17 protein-coding genes are annotated in these 17,012 nt (G+C 72.4%); 2 read left to right on the forward strand and 15 right to left on the reverse strand.

The genetic code is table 11. The features are described from left to right. Nucleotides 1–122 precede the first annotated feature (122 nt). From ACZ60X_RS21340 to ACZ60X_RS21390, 11 genes are all read right to left on the reverse strand, one after another. On the reverse strand, nucleotides 123–572 hold the full coding sequence (locus ACZ60X_RS21340; RefSeq protein WP_469600597.1) for a hypothetical protein: 450 nt from the start codon (nucleotides 570–572) through the stop codon (nucleotides 123–125). A gap of 272 nt (nucleotides 573–844) precedes the next feature. Further along, the gene (gatB, locus tag ACZ60X_RS21345; RefSeq protein WP_469600598.1) at nucleotides 845–2,359 is read right to left on the reverse strand and encodes an Asp-tRNA(Asn)/Glu-tRNA(Gln) amidotransferase subunit GatB; all 1,515 of its coding nucleotides are present in this window, start codon (nucleotides 2,357–2,359) and stop codon (nucleotides 845–847) included. A gap of 16 nt (nucleotides 2,360–2,375) precedes the next feature. Next, nucleotides 2,376–2,615, reverse strand: coding sequence for a hypothetical protein (locus ACZ60X_RS21350; protein ID WP_469600601.1), 240 nt, complete (start codon nucleotides 2,613–2,615; stop codon nucleotides 2,376–2,378). Continuing rightward, a complete protein-coding gene (gene gatA / locus ACZ60X_RS21355) occupies nucleotides 2,612–4,111 on the reverse strand; it encodes an Asp-tRNA(Asn)/Glu-tRNA(Gln) amidotransferase subunit GatA (RefSeq protein ID WP_469600603.1) in 1,500 nt (499 codons plus the stop codon). Before gatA ends, ACZ60X_RS21350 begins: the two co-directional genes overlap by 4 nt. 5 nt (nucleotides 4,112–4,116) lie before the next feature. Beyond that, nucleotides 4,117–4,413: an Asp-tRNA(Asn)/Glu-tRNA(Gln) amidotransferase subunit GatC gene (gene gatC, locus ACZ60X_RS21360; RefSeq protein WP_004925108.1), complete on the reverse strand. Its 297-nt coding sequence runs from the start codon at nucleotides 4,411–4,413 to the stop codon at nucleotides 4,117–4,119. Between the two features lie 93 nt (nucleotides 4,414–4,506). Then, complete coding sequence (locus ACZ60X_RS21365) at nucleotides 4,507–5,004, reverse strand: cupin domain-containing protein (RefSeq protein ID WP_469600606.1); 498 nt, start codon at nucleotides 5,002–5,004, stop codon at nucleotides 4,507–4,509. 435 nt (nucleotides 5,005–5,439) lie between these two features. Next, a complete protein-coding gene (locus ACZ60X_RS21370) occupies nucleotides 5,440–7,695 on the reverse strand; it encodes a putative bifunctional diguanylate cyclase/phosphodiesterase (protein ID WP_469600607.1) in 2,256 nt (751 codons plus the stop codon). 259 nt (nucleotides 7,696–7,954) lie between these two features. Then, entirely contained in the window at nucleotides 7,955–10,153 is a 2,199-nt protein-coding gene (gene ligA, locus ACZ60X_RS21375; RefSeq protein WP_469600610.1) for an NAD-dependent DNA ligase LigA, read from the reverse strand. A gap of 15 nt (nucleotides 10,154–10,168) precedes the next feature. Then, nucleotides 10,169–11,176 (reverse strand): methionine synthase, encoded by a 1,008-nt coding sequence (locus tag ACZ60X_RS21380; RefSeq protein ID WP_469600612.1) that lies wholly within the window; start codon nucleotides 11,174–11,176, stop codon nucleotides 10,169–10,171. Between the two features lie 49 nt (nucleotides 11,177–11,225). After that, on the reverse strand, nucleotides 11,226–11,915 hold the full coding sequence (locus tag ACZ60X_RS21385; RefSeq protein ID WP_469600613.1) for an SDR family oxidoreductase: 690 nt from the start codon (nucleotides 11,913–11,915) through the stop codon (nucleotides 11,226–11,228). Between the two features lie 16 nt (nucleotides 11,916–11,931). Further along, nucleotides 11,932–12,471, reverse strand: a complete 540-nt coding sequence (locus ACZ60X_RS21390; protein ID WP_469600616.1) for an LOG family protein — start codon at nucleotides 12,469–12,471, stop codon at nucleotides 11,932–11,934. 80 nt (nucleotides 12,472–12,551) lie between these two features. Between ACZ60X_RS21390 and ACZ60X_RS21395 the strand changes: the two genes are divergently transcribed. Beyond that, on the forward strand, nucleotides 12,552–12,875 hold the full coding sequence (locus ACZ60X_RS21395) for a DUF427 domain-containing protein (RefSeq protein ID WP_469600618.1): 324 nt from the start codon (nucleotides 12,552–12,554) through the stop codon (nucleotides 12,873–12,875). 37 nt (nucleotides 12,876–12,912) lie between these two features. Then, nucleotides 12,913–13,695, forward strand: coding sequence for an alpha/beta fold hydrolase (locus tag ACZ60X_RS21400; protein ID WP_469600620.1), 783 nt, complete (start codon nucleotides 12,913–12,915; stop codon nucleotides 13,693–13,695). Nucleotides 13,696–13,758: 63 nt separating this feature from the next. Here the strand turns inward: ACZ60X_RS21400 and mnmA are convergent, their stop codons facing one another. The 4 genes from mnmA to ACZ60X_RS21420 all read right to left on the reverse strand — a co-directional run bounded on the left by mnmA (nucleotide 13,759) and on the right by ACZ60X_RS21420 (nucleotide 16,973). After that, nucleotides 13,759–14,883, reverse strand: coding sequence for a tRNA 2-thiouridine(34) synthase MnmA (mnmA, locus tag ACZ60X_RS21405; RefSeq protein WP_469600623.1), 1,125 nt, complete (start codon nucleotides 14,881–14,883; stop codon nucleotides 13,759–13,761). A 342-nt stretch (nucleotides 14,884–15,225) separates the two neighbouring features. Next, nucleotides 15,226–16,395 (reverse strand): cysteine desulfurase family protein, encoded by a 1,170-nt coding sequence (locus ACZ60X_RS21410; protein WP_469600624.1) that lies wholly within the window; start codon nucleotides 16,393–16,395, stop codon nucleotides 15,226–15,228. A gap of 96 nt (nucleotides 16,396–16,491) precedes the next feature. Beyond that, nucleotides 16,492–16,770, reverse strand: coding sequence for a DUF4190 domain-containing protein (locus ACZ60X_RS21415; protein ID WP_469600626.1), 279 nt, complete (start codon nucleotides 16,768–16,770; stop codon nucleotides 16,492–16,494). Nucleotides 16,771–16,805: 35 nt separating this feature from the next. Further along, the gene (locus ACZ60X_RS21420; protein WP_469600628.1) at nucleotides 16,806–16,973 is read right to left on the reverse strand and encodes a hypothetical protein; all 168 of its coding nucleotides are present in this window, start codon (nucleotides 16,971–16,973) and stop codon (nucleotides 16,806–16,808) included. Nucleotides 16,974–17,012: the final 39 nt, after the last annotated feature.

Below are 17,012 nucleotides of genomic sequence, written 5' to 3' on the forward strand. Positions count from 1 at the left end.
AACGGATGAGCAACCGCAAGCCACTCTCGCAGGCGAAAGTGATCGTTTGCCGTGTTCGTGGGCTTCTTCACACCGGTGCGAGGGAATTCACAGGCTTTATCGGCGCCGAATCCCGGGGCAATTCAGTCGAACTGGTCGCCCAGTGCCATGACCATCGTCCCGGCGATCAGCAGCCACAGGGCCCTGCGGGTACGGCCCCGGGCGCCGAGGGCGGCGGCACCGGCGCACACGGCGGCCCCGAGGGCGTACGCGGCGGGGACGCGGGCGGGGACGGCAGCGGTGAGCTTGAGCAGGGCGGCACCGCACCCGGCGAGGGTCAGCAGCACCCCCGTACCGGCCGCCGCCCAACGCGCCCGCCGAGCCTCCCCGACGTCTTCCTCCGGCTCACCGGCCGTCGTCGCTGCCTCGCCGTGCCCTTCCGGGCCGCTGACCGTCGTCGCTCCCGCACCGTGCCCGTCCGCCCCGCCGGCCGAAGCCGCCCCCTCACCCTGCCCTTCCGGGCCGCTGACCGCGGCACCCGCGCCGCGCGCCTCCGGACTCCCGGCCGCCCCGCCCCCGATCCGGTCTTCCAAGCCCCGAACCGTCCCGTCCTCGACTCGCTCCTCCGAGCCCCGGGCCGTCCCGTCCTCTACGTGGCCCCCCGAGTTCCCGGCCGTCCCGCGCTCGGCGTCGTCTTCCGGTCGCCCGGGCCTCCGGTTCCCGGTGGTCGCGGGGCGGGTGGGTATCGCGGAGGGGGTGCGGTGGCTCATGGCGGGGGAGCGTAGTGCCTTCGGCTGGGCGGTGTACGACGCGGGGGGACGCGCCGGGTTCGGCGCGTCCCCCCGTGGCCGTGGCTGACGGCGGCTCAGCCCTCGCTGACGCCCAGCTTCTCCAGGATCAGCTCCTTGACGCGGGCGGCGTCGGCCTGGCCCCGGGTGGCCTTCATGACGGCGCCGACCAGGGCGCCGGCGGCGGCCACCTTGCCGCCGCGGATCTTGTCCGCGATACCGGGGTTGCCGGCGATGGCCTCGTCGACGGCCGTGCCGAGCGCGGAGTCGTCCGAGACGACCTTCAGACCGCGCTTGTCCACGACCTCGTCCGGGGTGCCCTCGCCCGCGAGGACGCCCTCGATGACCTGCCGGGCCAGCTTGTCGTTCAGGTCGCCCTTCGTGACCAGCTCGGCGACCCGGGCCACCTGCTGCGGCGTGATGGCCAGCTCGTCCAGCGCGGTGCCGGACTCGTTGGCGCTGCGCGCCAGTTCGCCCATCCACCACTTGCGGGCGGAGGCGGCGTCGGCACCGGCGTCGATCGTGGCGACGATCGGGTCCAGCGCACCGGCGTTGAGGATCGCCTGCATGTCGGTGGCCGAGATGCCCCACTCGGCGAGCAGCCGGGTACGGCGGGCCAGCGGCATCTCCGGCAGGGACGCGCGGATCTCCTCGACCCACTCGCGCGAGGGGGCCACCGGCACGAGGTCCGGCTCGGGGAAGTACCGGTAGTCCTCGGCCTCCTCCTTCACGCGGCCCGAGGTCGTGGACCCGGTGTCCTCGTGGAAGTGGCGGGTCTCCTGGACGATCGTGCCGCCGCCGGAGAGCACGGCCGCGTGCCGCATGATCTCGAAGCGGGCCGCACGCTCCACGGAACGCAGCGAGTTGACGTTCTTGGTCTCGCTGCGCGTGCCGAACGTGTCGGCGCCCTTGCGCATCAGCGACAGGTTGACGTCACAGCGCATCTGGCCCATCTCCATGCGGGCCTCGGACACGCCGAGGGCACGGATGACCTCGCGCAGCTCCCGGACGTACGCCTTCGCCACCTCGGGGGCGCGCTCGCCGGCGCCCACGATCGGCTTGGTGACGATCTCGATGAGCGGGATGCCCGCGCGGTTGTAGTCCAGCAGGGAGTGGGACGCGCCGTGGATACGGCCGGTGGCGCCGCCGACGTGCGTCGACTTGCCGGTGTCCTCCTCCATGTGGGCGCGCTCGATCTCCACGCGGAAGGTCTCGCCGTCCTCCAGCTGCACGTCGAGGTAGCCGTTGAAGGCGATCGGCTCGTCGTACTGGGAGGTCTGGAAGTTCTTCGGCATGTCCGGATAGAAGTAGTTCTTCCGGGCGAAGCGGCACCACTCGGCGATCTCGCAGTTCAGCGCGAGACCGATCTTGATCGCGGACTCGACGCCGGTCGCGTTGACGACCGGCAGCGCGCCGGGCAGGCCGAGGCACGTCGGGCAGGTCTGCGAGTTGGGCTCGGCGCCCAGCTCGGTCGAACACCCGCAGAACATCTTGGTCTTGGTGCCGAGTTCGACATGGACCTCAAGGCCCATGACGGGGTCGTACGACGCCAGCGCGTCCTCGTACGACACCAGGTCGGTCGTGGTGGTCACGGTGAAAACTTCCCTCTCAGCCCAGCAGGACGTCGTCGTCGCCCAGCCGCTTCAGCTCGCGGTAGAGGATCGCGAGGCCGGTCACGATCGCGACGGCCGAGACCGAGGCGTCGATCAGCCGCAGCGTGTCGTGCTCGGCGCGGGCCTTCTTGATCTGCTTGGCGACACCGAACGCGCCGAACGCGGTGGTGGCCATGGACAGGTACGTACCGGACTTGGACTTCTTGAAGTCCTTGGCCTTCGACAGCTTGCTCACAGCGACGGAGCCTCCTCCAGCAGCGGGTGTCCCCACTTTTCCACGAAGGCGGCCTCGACGGCGGCGCCGACCCTGTACAGCCGGTCGTCCTTGAGCGCGGGGGCGATGATCTGCAGGCCCACCGGGAGGTTGTCCTCCGGGGCGAGGCCGCAGGGCAGGGACATGGCCGCGTTGCCCGCCAGGTTGGTCGGGATGGTGCACAGGTCCGCGAGGTACATCGCCATCGGGTCGTCGGCGCGCTCGCCGATCGCGAAGGCGGTGGTGGGGGTCGTCGGCGAGACGATGACGTCCACCTGCTCGAAGGCCTTCTCGAAGTCACGCGTGATGAGCGTGCGGACCTTCTGCGCGGAGCCGTAGTACGCGTCGTAGTAGCCGCTCGACAGGGCGTACGTGCCGAGCATGATGCGGCGCTTGACCTCGGGGCCGAAGCCGGCCTCGCGGGTCAGGGAGGTGACCTCCTCGGCCGAGTGGCCGCCGTCGTCGCCGGTCCGCAGGCCGTAGCGCAGGCCGTCGAAGCGGGCGAGGTTGGAGGAGCACTCGGACGGCGCGATCAGGTAGTACGCCGACAGGGCGAGGTCGAAGGACGGGCAGTCCAGCTCGACGATCTCGGCGCCCAGCTCCTTCAGCAGCTCGACGGACTCGTCGAAGCGCTGGATGACGCCGGCCTGGTAGCCCTCGCCGCGGAACTGCTTGACCACGCCGACGCGCATGCCCTGCACGGAGCCGTTGCGGGCGGCCTCGACCACCGGCGGGACCGGGGCGTCGACGGAGGTGGAGTCCAGCGGGTCGTGCCCGGCGATGACCTCGTGCAGCAGCGCCGCGTCCAGGACCGTACGGGCGCAGGGGCCGCCCTGGTCGAGGGAGGAGGAGAAGGCGACCATGCCGAAGCGGGACACCGCGCCGTACGTCGGCTTCACGCCGACCGTGCCGGTGACGGCGGCCGGCTGGCGGATGGAGCCGCCGGTGTCGGTGCCGATGGCGAGGGGGGCCTCGAAGGAGGCGAGCGCGGCGGAGGAGCCGCCGCCGGAGCCGCCGGGGATCTTGGTGAGGTCCCAGGGGTTGCCGGTCGGGCCGTAGGCGCTGTTCTCGGTGGAGGACCCCATGGCGAACTCGTCCATGTTGGTCTTGCCGAGGATGACGACGTCGGCGGCCTTCAGCCGCTTGGTGAGCGTCGCGTCGTACGGCGGGATCCAGCCCTCCAGGATCTTCGAGCCGACGGTCGTGGGCACGCCCTCGGTCGTGAAGATGTCCTTGAGCGCGAGGGGCACGCCGGCGAGCGGACCGAGCTTCTCGCCACGGGCCCGCTTCTCGTCCACGGCCCGGGCCTGCGCGAGCGCGCCCTCGCGGTCGACGTACAGGAAGGCGTGCACCTTCTCGTCGACGGCCTCGATGCGGACGAGGTGGGCCTCGGTGACCTCGACTGCCGTCAGCTCGCCGGAGGCGATCTTCTCGGCGATCTGCGCGGCCGTGAGCTTGATGATGTTGCTGTCCGTCATGGTGGTCACTCCTCCCCCAGGATCTGCGGCACCTTGAAACGCTGCTGCTCCTGGGCCGGGGCGCCGGAGAGCGCCTGCTCGGGGGTGAGCGAGGGACGGACCTCGTCCGGCCGCATGACGTTCGTCAGCGGCAGCGGGTGCGAGGTCGGCGGTACGTCTTGGTCGGCGACCTCGCTGACGCGGGCTACCGCGCCGATGATGTCGTCGAGCTGTCCCGCGAAGTGGTCGAGTTCTTCGGGCTTCAGCTCCAGACGCGCCAGCCGGGCGAGGTGGGCGACCTCCTCGCGCGTGATGCCAGGCATGCAGCGATCCTCTGGGGTGAGTGTGTGTGGTTTGGGCCCAATCCTATGGGGCGGGGCCCGGTGCCCGTGAAACGGTTTCCCCGGGCCCCGTCCTCACCGCTGGTGCCGGCCGTCCCAGACGTCGCTCTTCAGGAAGTGGTTGTCGTACAGCTCCTGCACTTCGAGGATGCTCTCCGGGGTGACCTCGCCGAGGCGGATGCGCTGGAGGTGGCGGAAGTACTCGAAGCGCTCGACGCCGGGGGCGATGACGATCAGGATGTCAGCCGGCGCGCCCGGGGCGGCGGCGAAGGCGTGCGGCCGGTCCGGCGGCACGATGATCAGGTCCCCGGGCCCGGCGGTGACCACGTCGTCCCCGGAGAGGAACTCGGCGGCGCCGTCGAGCAGGAAGAACATCTCGGCGGACTTGTGGTGCACGTGCGGGCGGGCGCCGTCGGCCCCTTCGGCGAGGGCGACCCGCACGGTGGACAGCGCGCCGCCGGCGGCACTGCTGTCGGCCAGCAGCTTGACGCTGGTGGGCGCCTGGCCGACGACCTCGGCCTCGGCGTCCCGGACGACGACGGTCTCCTCGAACGTGGGTACGAACAGTGACATCTCGCGTTTCCCCTGTCTGCCGGCGGACCGGCCCGGTGCCGTCGGACCGCGAAGAGCAGTCCGGCACTGATCAGTACCACGATCGCGGTGGCGAAGTGGATCCCGAAGGCGCCCCGTGAACCACGCCTCGGGGCGCGCTGCCGCGAAGGCGAGCAGGGCCGGGCCCGCCATCGCGAAGGTGCCGTTCCTCGCCCCCTTGACCGGCAGCCAGGCGCGGCCGGCTCCGCGCGTAGCCGGCCGCGGCGGTAACCCGAGGAATACGCAGAACAGGCCGAGCGGAGCGGGTGCAAGGACGCAGTCGCCGGCAGGCGGGCGGGCGCAAGGACGCGGCCGCCCCCGGAAGGCGGGCAGGGGCGCGCAGTCACCGGAGCAGGCCGGCGGGCACGAGCACGCGGTCGCCGGGAGGGGGGAGGGCGTGGTCGCCCGGGTGGGCGGTTATTCGGCCGCGGGCAGGGCGGCGCGCGGGCGTTGCCATCCGCGGGATCCGCGGGCCAGCAGCCACGCGGTGGTCTCCTCCGCGGGCATGGCGGCGGCGACCAGCCAGCCCTGGACCGCGTCGCACCCCATGTCCCGCAGCCGCTCCCAGGTCTCGTCGTCCTCCACGCCCTCGGCGACGACGAGAAGACCGAGCGAGTGCGCCAGGTCCACCGTGCACCGCACGATCTCCGCGTCCTCGGTGTCGACGGCCAGCCGCGCCACGAACGAGCGGTCGATCTTCAGCTCGCTCACCGGCAACCGCCGCAGATGGACCAGGGACGAGTAACCGGTGCCGAAGTCGTCCAGCGACATCTTCACGCCGTGCCCGGTGAGCCCGGCGAGGGTGTCGGCGGCGCGCTGCGGGTCCTCCAGCAGGACGTGCTCGGTGATCTCCAGCTGCAGGGCCCCCGCGGGGACCCCGTGCCGGGCCAGCCTGGCCGCGACCGAGCCCGCGAAGCCGGGCGTGTGGACGTCGCGCGGGGAGACGTTGACGGCGACCGGCACCCGCAGCCCCTGCGCCCGCCACCGGGCGACCTGCCCGAGCGCGGTCTCCAGCACGTACTCCGTCAGGTGGGGCATCAGCCCGGAGGACTCGGCGATCGCTATGAACTCGTCCGGCGGCACCTTCCCGCGCTCGGGGTGCACCCAGCGCACCAGGGCCTCCAGGCCGGCGACCTGGCCGTCGAAGCGGACCTTGGGCTGGTAGTGCAGCTGCACCTCGTGCGCGTCCAGCGCCCGGCGCAGATCGCCCAGCAGGCCGAGCCGGTCCGGGGTGTTGGAGTCCCGCTTGGACTCGTAGACCTCGACGCCCGTACGGTCCCGCTTCGCCTGGTACATCGCCACGTCGGCCCGGCGCAGCATGCCTTCGGCGTCCAGGGCGTGGTCGGGGAAGACGGCGACGCCGGCGCTGGCCTCCAGGACGAGGGTGAGGCCGTCGAGGTCGAGCGGGGAGCTGAGGGCGGCGACGAGGCCGCGGGCGACGCGCGTGGCCGACGTGGTGGAGTCGGCGACGGGCAGTAAGACCGCGAACTCGTCCCCGCCGAGCCGCGCGGCCTCCGCTCCGCGCGGCAGCGCGAGCCGCAGCCGGTCCGCTATCTGGAGCAGCAGCCGGTCACCGGCGAGATGGCCGAGGGTGTCGTTCACCGACCGGAACCGGTCGAGGTCGATCAGCATGAGGGCGGAGCGGGCGCCGATCCGTTCGGCGTCGTCGAGGGCGGTCCAGATCCGCTCCAGCAGCCACTGCCGGTTGGGCAGCCCGGTCAGCGGATCGCGCAACTGCTCCTCGGCCCGCGCGCGGGCCATCCACAGAGTCGAGTCGAGGGCGATGAGCGGGATGGCGAACAGCGGCAGCAGGACGGGCTGCGCGTCGGCGACGACGCACAGCAGGGGCGCGATGCCGAGCAGCGCGACGGCGACCAGCCCCTGTCTGACCAGGGAGGCGCGGTCGACGGTGGGCACCTTGCCGTCGCGCGGCGCGCGCAGGTACCACAGCAGGCCGCGGCTGACCGCGAGGTAGACACCGGCGACGAGCACGACCTCGGGCCCGGTGGCGATGCTCCAGCTCTCCGGCCGCCAGGGCGACTCGACGCTCGGGACCCGCCCGAACGCGCAGAGCAGCAGCGCGCCGGCGCCGATGCCGAGGAGGTCCACCGCGCCGTGCAGGACGCCCTGGCGCCAGCGGTGGCGCCGGGCGATGCCGACCAGGACGACGACGGTGAGGCTGACCATGCCGGCGGGCACCCAGCCGTACAGCAGCAGGACGGCGAGGGTGAGGGCGGCACCCGAGCCGGTGCCGCCCCACCAGCGGGCGCGGCCCAGCATGACGAGGTGGCCGACGATGACGCCGGCGAGCAGGGCCAGCGACCAGCCGGCGGTGCCGCCCGGGAAGAGGGCGTGGTGGTCGGCGAAGGCGCGGTAGAAGGCCGCGCCCAGGACGAGCGCCGCGCCGGCCACGAGGGCCGCGGGCAGGGCGGGCCACGGCAGGTGCCGGTCCTGTTCGGTGCCGGCACCGGTCCCGGGCAGGCCGGGGACGGGCTCGATGGCGGCCAGGGGTATCGGCGGATGGGTCTCGGCGACGGCGCCCGGTCCGGCCGGGCGGACCCGGCCTGCCGTGCGCGTGGCCGCCCGTCCCGCCCACGGGGTCCCCCGCCAGGCGCCCGCGCGTCGGCGCAGGCGCAGCCGTGAGTCCGGGGCGACGCTCTCGGTCGGTTCCATTCCCGTCCCTCTCACACCCGGCGGTGCCCACGCCACGCGGCCCGATGTCCGACACCCATCAGCGGCTCCGCGTTGAAGAAACGTTCCCCGCGTCTTGGGAGCACGCGGAGATGCCCCGACCGCAGCTGGGCACGGCAGGCGCACACCTCAACAGTAGGCCGCTGAACGCTTCCACGGGCACCGGTCGTCGACGGTTGCCCGAATGCGCCCGGCCCACCCGTATGCATCTGATATGCGCCGATCGGGTGGCCTTCAACCGCTACTCCTCGGCCGGAAGCGCGACTTCGGCCGCGGCGTCCGGGCCCTGCTCCAAGAGGACGGCGAAACCGTCCTCGTTCAGGACCGGAACCTTCAATTGCATGGCCTTGTCGTACTTCGAGCCGGGATTGTCACCCACAACGACGAACGACGTCTTCTTCGATACGGATCCGGTCACTTTCGCGCCGCGGCTCTGCAGTGCCTCCTTGGCGCCGTCCCGGGTGAAGTTCTCCAGCGTTCCGGTGACGACGACCGTGAGTCCCTCCAGCGGGCGCGGGCCCTCGTCCTCGCCGGTGGACTGGTCCTCCAGCGGGACTCCCGCGGCCTTCCACTTGCGGACGATCTCGCGGTGCCACTCCTCGGCGAACCATTCCTTGAGGGCGGCGGCGATGATCGGGCCGACGCCGTCGGTGGTCGCCAGCTCCTCCTCGCTGGCCTGTTCGATGCGGTCGATGGAGCGGAACTCGCGGGCGAGGGCCTGCGCGGCCACCGGTCCGACGTGCCGGATGGACAGTCCGTTGAGGAACCGTGCCAGCGGACGCCGCTTGGCCGCCTCGATGTTCTCCAGCAGGGCCAGGGTGTTCTTCTTCGGCTCGCCCTTCTGGTTGGCGAAGACGGTGACGACCTTCTCCTCGCCCGTCTTGGGGTCCCGCTTGGGCAGACCGCTGTCGGGGTCGAGGACGTAGGCCTTGATGGGCAGCAGCTTCTCGACCGTGAGGTCGAACAGGTCGCCCTCGTCCACCAGCGGCGGGTCCGCCGGCTCCAGAGGGCGGGTGAGGGCGGCGGCCGCGACCGCGCCGAAGTGCTCGATGTCCAGGCACTCGCGGCCCGCGAGGTAGGACACACGCTCGCGCAACTGCGCCGGGCACGTACGGCCGTTGGGGCAACGCAGGTCGATGTCGCCCTCCTTCATGGGCCGCAGCGGCGTGCCGCACTCGGGGCACTCGCCCGGCATCACGAACTCCCGCTCGCTGCCGTCCCGCAGGTCGACCACCGGGCCGAGGATCTCGGGGATGACGTCGCCGGCCTTGCGGATGACCACCGTGTCCCCGATGAGGACGCCCTTGGCCTTGACGACCTCCTGGTTGTGCAGGGTGGCGAACTCGACCTCGCTGCCCGCGACCGTCACCGGCTCGACCTGGGCGTACGGCGTGACCCGGCCGGTGCGGCCGACACCGACCTTGATGTCGACGAGCTTGGTGTTGACCTCTTCCGGCGCGTACTTGTAGGCGATGGCCCAGCGGGGCGCCCGCGCGGTGGAGCCGAGGCGGCCCTGGAGCCGGATCTCGTCCAGCTTGACGACGGCGCCGTCGATCTCGTGCTCCACCGAGTGGCGCATCTCGCCGTCGTAGCGGGCGATGAACTGCCGTACGCCGTCGAGGTCGTCCACCACCCGGTTGTGCGGCGAGGGGGGCAGGCCCCAGGACTTCAGCAGGTCGTAGGCCTGGGAGAGGCGGGTGAGGCCCGTGAAGCCCTCCAGGGCGCCGATGCCGTGGACCACCATGTGCAGCGGGCGGGTGGCGGTGACGCGCGGGTCCTTCTGGCGCAGCGAACCGGCGGCGGCGTTACGGGGGTTGGCGAACGGCTTGTCACCGGCGGCGACCAGGCGTTCGTTCAGGTCGAGGAACTTCTCCATCGGGAAGTAGACCTCGCCGCGGATCTCCACCAGGTCCGGGACCTCGTCGCCCCGCAGACGGTCCGGGATCTCGGCGATCGTGCGGACGTTGGGCGTGATGTCCTCGCCGGTGCGGCCGTCGCCCCGGGTGGCCGCGCGCGTGAGGCGGCCCTGCTCGTACGTGAGGTTGACCGCGAGGCCGTCGACCTTCAGCTCGCACAGGAAGTGGTACTTCTGGTCGCCCAGTTCGCGCGCGATGCGCTCGGCCCAGGCGGCCAGCTCGTCGTCGTTGAAGGTGTTGTCGAGGGAGAGCATGCGCTGGCGGTGCTCGACGGCGGTGAACTCCGTCGCGTAGGACCCTGCGACCTTCTGGGTGGGCGAGTCCGGGGTGCGCAGCTCCGGATACCGCTCCTCCAGTGCCTCCAGGGACTTCAGGAGCTGGTCGAACTCCGCGTCGCTGATGACGGGAGCGTCCTTCACGTAGTACCGGAAGCGGTGCTCCTCGACCTGCTCCGCCAGCTGCGCGTGCTTGTCCCGTGCCTCGGCGGGCACTGCCGTCTCCGCCTGCTGCTTGTCGCCGGCCACCGTGTTGTCCTCCCGTTACTCTGGGTTGTCCGCGAGGGATCTCGCCGCCCGGACGCAGTGGGCGAGCGCCTGGCGTGCGTAGCCGGGGGAAGCACCCGCCAGACCGCACGCCGGGGTCACCGTGACGGCCTGTGCGAGCAGCCCCGGACGCAGCCCCAGCCTGCGCCACAACGTCCTGACACCCATGACGCTACCGGCAGGGTCTGACAATGGGCCGTCCGTGCCCGGCACGACACCGGCGAACAGCCGTGTACCCGCCTCGACGGCCTCGCCGATCGTGTCGTCGTCACGCTCGGTGAGGAGCGAGAAGTCGAAGGAGACGGCGGTGGCGCCGGCCCGGCGCAGCAGGGCGAAGGGCACGTCGGGCGCGCAGGAGTGGACGACGACGGGGCCGTCTCCGTGCACGGCGACGAGGTCCCTCAGGGCGGACTCCACGACCTGGCGGTCCACGGCCCGGTGGGTGCGGTAGCCGCTGGCGGTGCGGACCTGGCCGCGCAGGACGGCGGTGAGCGAGGGCTCGTCGAGCTGGAGGACGAGGCGGGCGCCGGGGACGCGGCGCCGTACCTCGGCGAGGTGGAGGCGGAGGCCCTCGGTGAGGGAGGCGGTGAGGTCACGGCAGGCGCCGGGGTCGGAGAGGGCGGCCTCGCCGTTCTTCAGCTCCAGGGCGGCGGCGAGCGTCCAGGGCCCCACGGCCTGTACCTTCAGGGCGCCCTCGTACCCCTGCGTGAACTCCTCGAGTGCGTCCAGGTCCTCGCCCAGCCAGGACCGGGCCCGCTTGGTGTCGCGGCCGGGCCGGTCCCCGATCCGCCAGCCGCTGGGCTCCACGCGCGCGTACAGCTCGACCAGCATGCCGGCGGTGCGGCCGATCATGTCGGCGCCGGGTCCGCGCGCGGGCAGCTCGGGGAGGTGCGGGAAGTCCTCGAAGCTGCCGGTGACCGTCTTGGCGGTCTCTCTGGCGTCGGTGCCGGGCATGGATCCGACCCCGGTGGCCGGGGGGAACGTGAACTGGCTGTTGTCACTCACTCCGGCAGGGTAAGGCGTCCCGCGCCGCCCGGAGCCGTCGGCCGGAGGGTCAGTGCCCCGGCCGTACGGTCAGGTCGTTGACCTCCGCGTCCCTCGGCAGGTCCAGGGCCATGAGGATGGTGGTGGCGACCGACTCGGGGTCGATCCACCGCGCGGGGTCGTAGGTCTTGCCCTCCTGCTGGTGGACCTTGGCCTGCATGGGGCTGGCCGTGCGGCCGGGGTAGACGGAGGTGACGCGGACGCCGTCCGCGTGCTCCTCCTGGCGCAGGGAGTCGGCGAGGGCCTTCAGACCGTGCTTGGAGGCGGCGTACGCGGACCAGCCCGCGCCGGCGTTGAGGCCGGCGCCGGAGTTGACGAAGATCACATGGCCGCGGGCGGCGCGCAGTTGGGGCAGCAGGAGCCGGGTCAGCTCGGCGGGCGCGATCAGGTTGACGTTGAGCTGGTGGTGCCAGGACTTGGGGGTCAGCTCGCCGACACCGCCCAGGTCCACGACGCCGGCGATGTGGAGCAGGGAGTCCACCCGGTCGGGGAGGGTCTGGTGCGAGAGCGCCCAGGAGAGGCGGTCCGGGTCCGCGAGGTCGCCCACCAGCGTGCGGGCGCCGGGGAACTCGGCCGCCAGATCCTTCGCACGGCCCGCGTCGCGCGCGTGCAGGACGATGCCGTCCCCGCGCGCGTGCAGACGGCGGGCGACGGCGGCGCCGATGCCGGAGCCGGCGCCGGTGATCACATGAGTAGCCATGCCCGCCATGCTCGCATCAGCGGCCGCCGAGCCGCTCTTCCAGGTGGGCGAGGGCCCCGATCGGCTCATCGGCGAAGAACACCAGCTCCGACAGCGGGCGCGGCAGGAATCCCTCGGCCTCCATGCGGCGGAACTGCTCTTCGAGGCCGTCGTAGAAGCCCGCGGTGTTCAGCAGCACGACCGGCTTGTCGGTGCGGCCGTGCTTCTTCAGCTCCAGGATCTCCGTCGCCTCGTCCAGCGTGCCGGTGCCGCCGACCATGATGACCACGGCGTCGGCCTTCTCCAGCAGCAGCCTCTTGCGCTCGGCGAGGTCGGGGGCGATGAGCATCTCGTCGGCGCCGGGCCGCGCCTTGTTCGCGAGGAACTCCACGGAGACGCCCAGCAGCCTGCCGCCCGCCTCGTGCACCCCGTCGGCGACGACCTTCATCAGGCCGACGTTGGAGCCGCCCCAGACGAGGGTGTGGCCCGCCTTGCCGAGCAGTTCCGCGAACTCGCGCGCGGGGCGCGTGTAACGCTCGTCGAGGTCGGCGGCGGACAGGAAGACGCAGATGTTCATGGCGTCCACCGTACGGCCCCCGTCGCCGAAGGAGCCCCCGCACCCGGGAAGAAGCCGGAGCGCGCCGGTGCTCTACGGACATGGCCGAAGGACACACCATCACCATCGAGCAGGGCGAGCGGCACGTGCGCGTGGTGCACGGCGACCTGGTGCTCGCGGAGACCGACCGACCCCTGGTACTGCGCGAGACGGGCTGTCCGCCGCGGTACTACATCCCCGCCGAGGACGTACGCCTCGACCTGCTGACCCCCTCCGGGACACACACCGTCTGCCCGTTCAAGGGAACGGCGTCCTACTGGTCGCTGCCGGACGCGCCGGACCTGGTCTGGGCGTACCCGGACCCGAAGCCGGACGTGGCACGCATCAAGGACCACCTCTGCTTCTACGACGTCGACGTGTCGTGACCGATGACTCCCGCGCGGTACGGCAGTCTGCACGGACATGGACAAGAAGACGACTTCCCGCGACGGCACTTCCCTCGCCTATGAGGTGACCGGTCAGGGGCCCACGGTGATCCTGGTGAGCGGCGCGATGTCCACCGGGGGCACCGTGGCGCCCCTGGCCGCGCGGCTCGCGGACCGGTGCACGGCGGTCGTGTACGACCGCCGGGGCCGCGGCGAGAGCGGTGACACGAAGCCGTACGCGGTCGAGCGTGAGATCGAGGACCTGGCCGCGCTGGTCGACGCGGTGGGCGGCGAGGCGGCGCTGTTCGGGGTCTCCTCGGGCGGCGCGCTGGTGCTCCGGGCGGCGGCGGGCGGCCTGCCGGTGCGCCGGGTGGCCGTCTACGAGGTGCCGTACGCCGACTTCCTCCAGGGCGGCGCCGAGCGGGAGGCCGTTTACAAGGAGCAGCTGAACAAGGCGCTGTCCGAGGGCCGGCAGGGGGACGCCGTGGAGCTGTTCCTGCGGCTGACCGGCCTCGGCGAGGAGGTGATCCGGGGCGCCCGCCAGTCGCCGATGTGGGCCGGCATGGAGGCCGTGGCGCCGAGTCTCGCGTACGACGACGCGGTCATGGGCGACGGCCTGCTCCCGCGCGAGCGGCTCGCGGCGGTCTCCGTGCCGGTGTTGTCCGTCGTGGGCGGGGCGAGCCCGGAGTGGATGCACCGGGCGGCCCAGGCCGTCGCGGAGGCGGTGCCCCAGGGCACCTACCGGGTGCTTCCGGGACAGACCCACATGGTGGAACCGGACGTGCTGGGGCCGGTGCTGGCGGAGTTCCTCGCCGGCTGAGGACCCACCGGCGTCCCCCTGGAGAGCTACGGGAGCCGCGCCCCCGCCCGTACCCCCGGAGAGCTACACCGCCGCCGCCGTCGCGCGCGTGGTCGTCGCGATCGTCGCCGAGCCGACCACGCGCGTGCCGTCGTACAGGACGATGGCCTGGCCGGGAGCGACGCCGCGGACCGGCTCGGTGAAGGTCACGCGCAGTTCCCCGTCGACCGGCTCGGCGGTGACCTCGCTCTCGCCGCCGTGGGCGCGCAGCTGGGCGGTGTAGGTGCCGGGGGCGGTGGGGGTGGTGCCGCACCAGCGGGGCCTGATCGCGGTCAGGCCCACCACGTCCAGGGCGGCGGCCGGGCCGACCGTGACCGTGTTCGTCACCGGGGAGATGTCGAGGACGTAGCGCGGCTTGCCGTCGGGGGCCGGGGTGCCGATCCGAAGGCCCTTGCGCTGGCCGATCGTGAAGCCGTACGCGCCCTCGTGCGTGCCCAGCCGGGTGCCGGACTCGTCGACGATGTCGCCCTCGGCCTTGCCGAGCCGCTGGGCGAGGAAGCCCTGGGTGTCGCCGTCGGCGATGAAGCAGATGTCGTGCGAGTCGGGCTTCTTGGCGACGGCGAGGCCCCGGCGCTCGGCCTCGGCGCGGATCTCCTCCTTGGTGGTGACCGTGTCGCCGAGCGGGAACAGGGCGTGGGCGAGCTGCCTCTCGTCCAGCACGCCGAGGACGTACGACTGGTCCTTGGCCATGTCGGAGGCGCGGTGCAGTTCGCGGGAGCCGTCCTCGTTCACGATCACCTTGGCGTAGTGACCGGTGCAGACCGCGTCGAAGCCGAGGGCGAGCGCCTTGTCGAGCAGCGCGGCGAACTTGATCTTCTCGTTGCAGCGCAGGCAGGGATTGGGCGTACGGCCCGCCTCGTACTCGGCGACGAAGTCCTCGACCACGTCCTCGCGGAAGCGGTCGGCGAGGTCCCAGACGTAGAAGGGGATGCCGATGACGTCGGCCGCGCGGCGGGCGTCGCGGGAGTCCTCGATGGTGCAACAGCCCCGCGCGCCCGTGCGGAAGGACTGCGGGTTCGCGGAGAGCGCGAGGTGGACGCCGGTGACGTCGTGGCCGGCTTCCGCGGCGCGTGCGGCGGCTACGGCGGAGTCGACTCCGCCGGACATGGCGGCGAGGACACGGAGGGGGCGCTGCGGGGTCTCAGTCATAGCCCTTCCAGGGTACGGGGCCCCGGGCGCCGCCCCGGAGAAAGAGCGAAGCAGCCGAAAAAATCAAGGGCCAGCCCCTTGCGCACGATAGGTACCGATTTACTCTGGAATCAGACCTACGAGACGAGTGAGGGAGCCCAAGCGGAGTAGCCGACTTCAGCGAGAGAAAAAGGATCTCCCTTCACCGAGAGGTACGAGAATCTCCGCTGGTGCCGACGTCGACGCTCGGGCTGAGAGGCCGGAAGAGCCAGGTCAGGACGACTGGATCGGAAGGCGACCCCCAACCACCTGATCCGGACAATACCGGCGAAGGGAACCCGCCTCGTAGGTCGTTCTCGCGTCTCAGCTCAGGCCGGCGGCGCGGGCCCGCTCCACCGCCGGGCCGATCGCCTTCGCGACCGCCTCCACGTCCGCCTCGGTCGAGGTGTGGCCGAGAGAGAAGCGCAGGGTGCCGCGGGCCAGCTCCGGGTCGATGCCGGTGGCGAGCAGCACATGGCTGGGCTGGGCGACGCCCGCGGTGCAGGCGGAGCCGGTGGAGCACTCGATGCCCTGGGCGTCGAGCAGGAGCAGCAGGGAGTCGCCCTCGCAGCCGGGGAAGGTGAAGTGCGCGTTGGCCGGAAGGCGCCCCTCGGGCGCCGGGTCGCCGCCGAGGATCGCGTCCGGCACGGCACCGCGCACGGCGTCGATCAGGCGGTCGCGCAGCGCGCCGATCTCCCGGGCGAACGCCTCGCGGCGCTCGGCGGCGAGCCGGCCGGCGACGGCGAACGAGGCGATGGCGGGGACGTCGAGGGTGCCGGAGCGGACATGGCGCTCCTGGCCGCCGCCGTGCAGTACCGGGACGGGCGTGTACGCGCGGCCGAGCAGCAGCGCGCCGATGCCGTACGGGCCGCCGATCTTGTGGCCGGAGACGGTCATCGCGGCGAGGCCGGAGGCGGCGAAGCCGACCGGGACCTGGCCGAAGGCCTGGACCGCGTCCGCGTGCACCGGGATGCCGAACTCCGCGGCGACATCGACCAGTTCACGGATCGGCAGGACCGTGCCGATCTCGTTGTTGGCCCACATCACGGTGACCAGGGCGACGTCGCCGGGGTCGCGGGCGATGGCCTCGCGCAGGGCGTCGGGGTGGACACGGCCGTAGGAGTCGACGGGGAGGTACTCGACCGTGGCGCCCTCGTGTTCGCCGAGCCAGTGGACGGCGTCGAGGACGGCGTGGTGTTCGACCGGGCTGGACAGCACCCGGGTGCGGGCCGGGTCGGCGGCGCGGCGGGACCAGTACAGGCCCTTGACGGCGAGGTTGTCGGCCTCGGTGCCGCCCGAGGTGAAGACGACCTCGCTGGGGCGCGCGCCCAGCGCTTCCGCGAGGGTTTCGCGGGACTCCTCGACGGTACGGCGGGCCCGGCGGCCGGCCGCGTGCAGGGAGGAGGCGTTGCCCGTGATGCCCAGCCGGGCGGTCAGTGCCTCTGCCGCCTCCGGGAGCATGGGGGTGGTCGCGGCGTGGTCGAGGTAAGCCATGGTGCCCTGATTCTACGGGGCCCCCGGCGGGCGGCTCGGTGGCGGTTCGGCCGCTTCGCGGCGATGTACGCCGCTGCCTCCCGACTCCTCCTGCGCCTACAGGCTCCAGGACACCGAGTGGCTCAGCTGCATCGACAGGACCAGGACGGCCAGATCGGCGACGCCGAGCGCCAGCCCCAGCCAGGCGCGGCCGCGGCGGGCGGTGCCCCGCCAGAGGGAGACCGCGGCCAGGGCGACGGCGACCGGGCCGAGGAAGAGGTTGAGGACGAGCAGGCCCAGCAGACCGAGGATGAAGGACGCCACGGCCATCCCGTCGGCGTCGCGCGGGGCCCGGCGGGTGTCGGTACCGCTCGTGACCGGTGCGGTGAGTTGCATGGTGCTCAGCTCCAGTAAGTCGTCGTGGCGGACGGTCAGTTGGCCTGCGTACGGCGTCGGCGGCCGAGGCGCTCGCGGACCGCGAAGACGCCGAGCCAGACGGCGATGACGGCGGCGATGAGGGCGGTGACGGTCAGCGGTGCGTGGGCGACGGTGCCCAGCACGACTCCGAAGAGCATGAGTGCGGCGACGAGGAACAGCATGGGATCAAATCCCCCCTCCGGGATACCTCGTATCGGGCA

This window comes from Streptomyces sp. NPDC104106 (assembly GCF_055584345.1).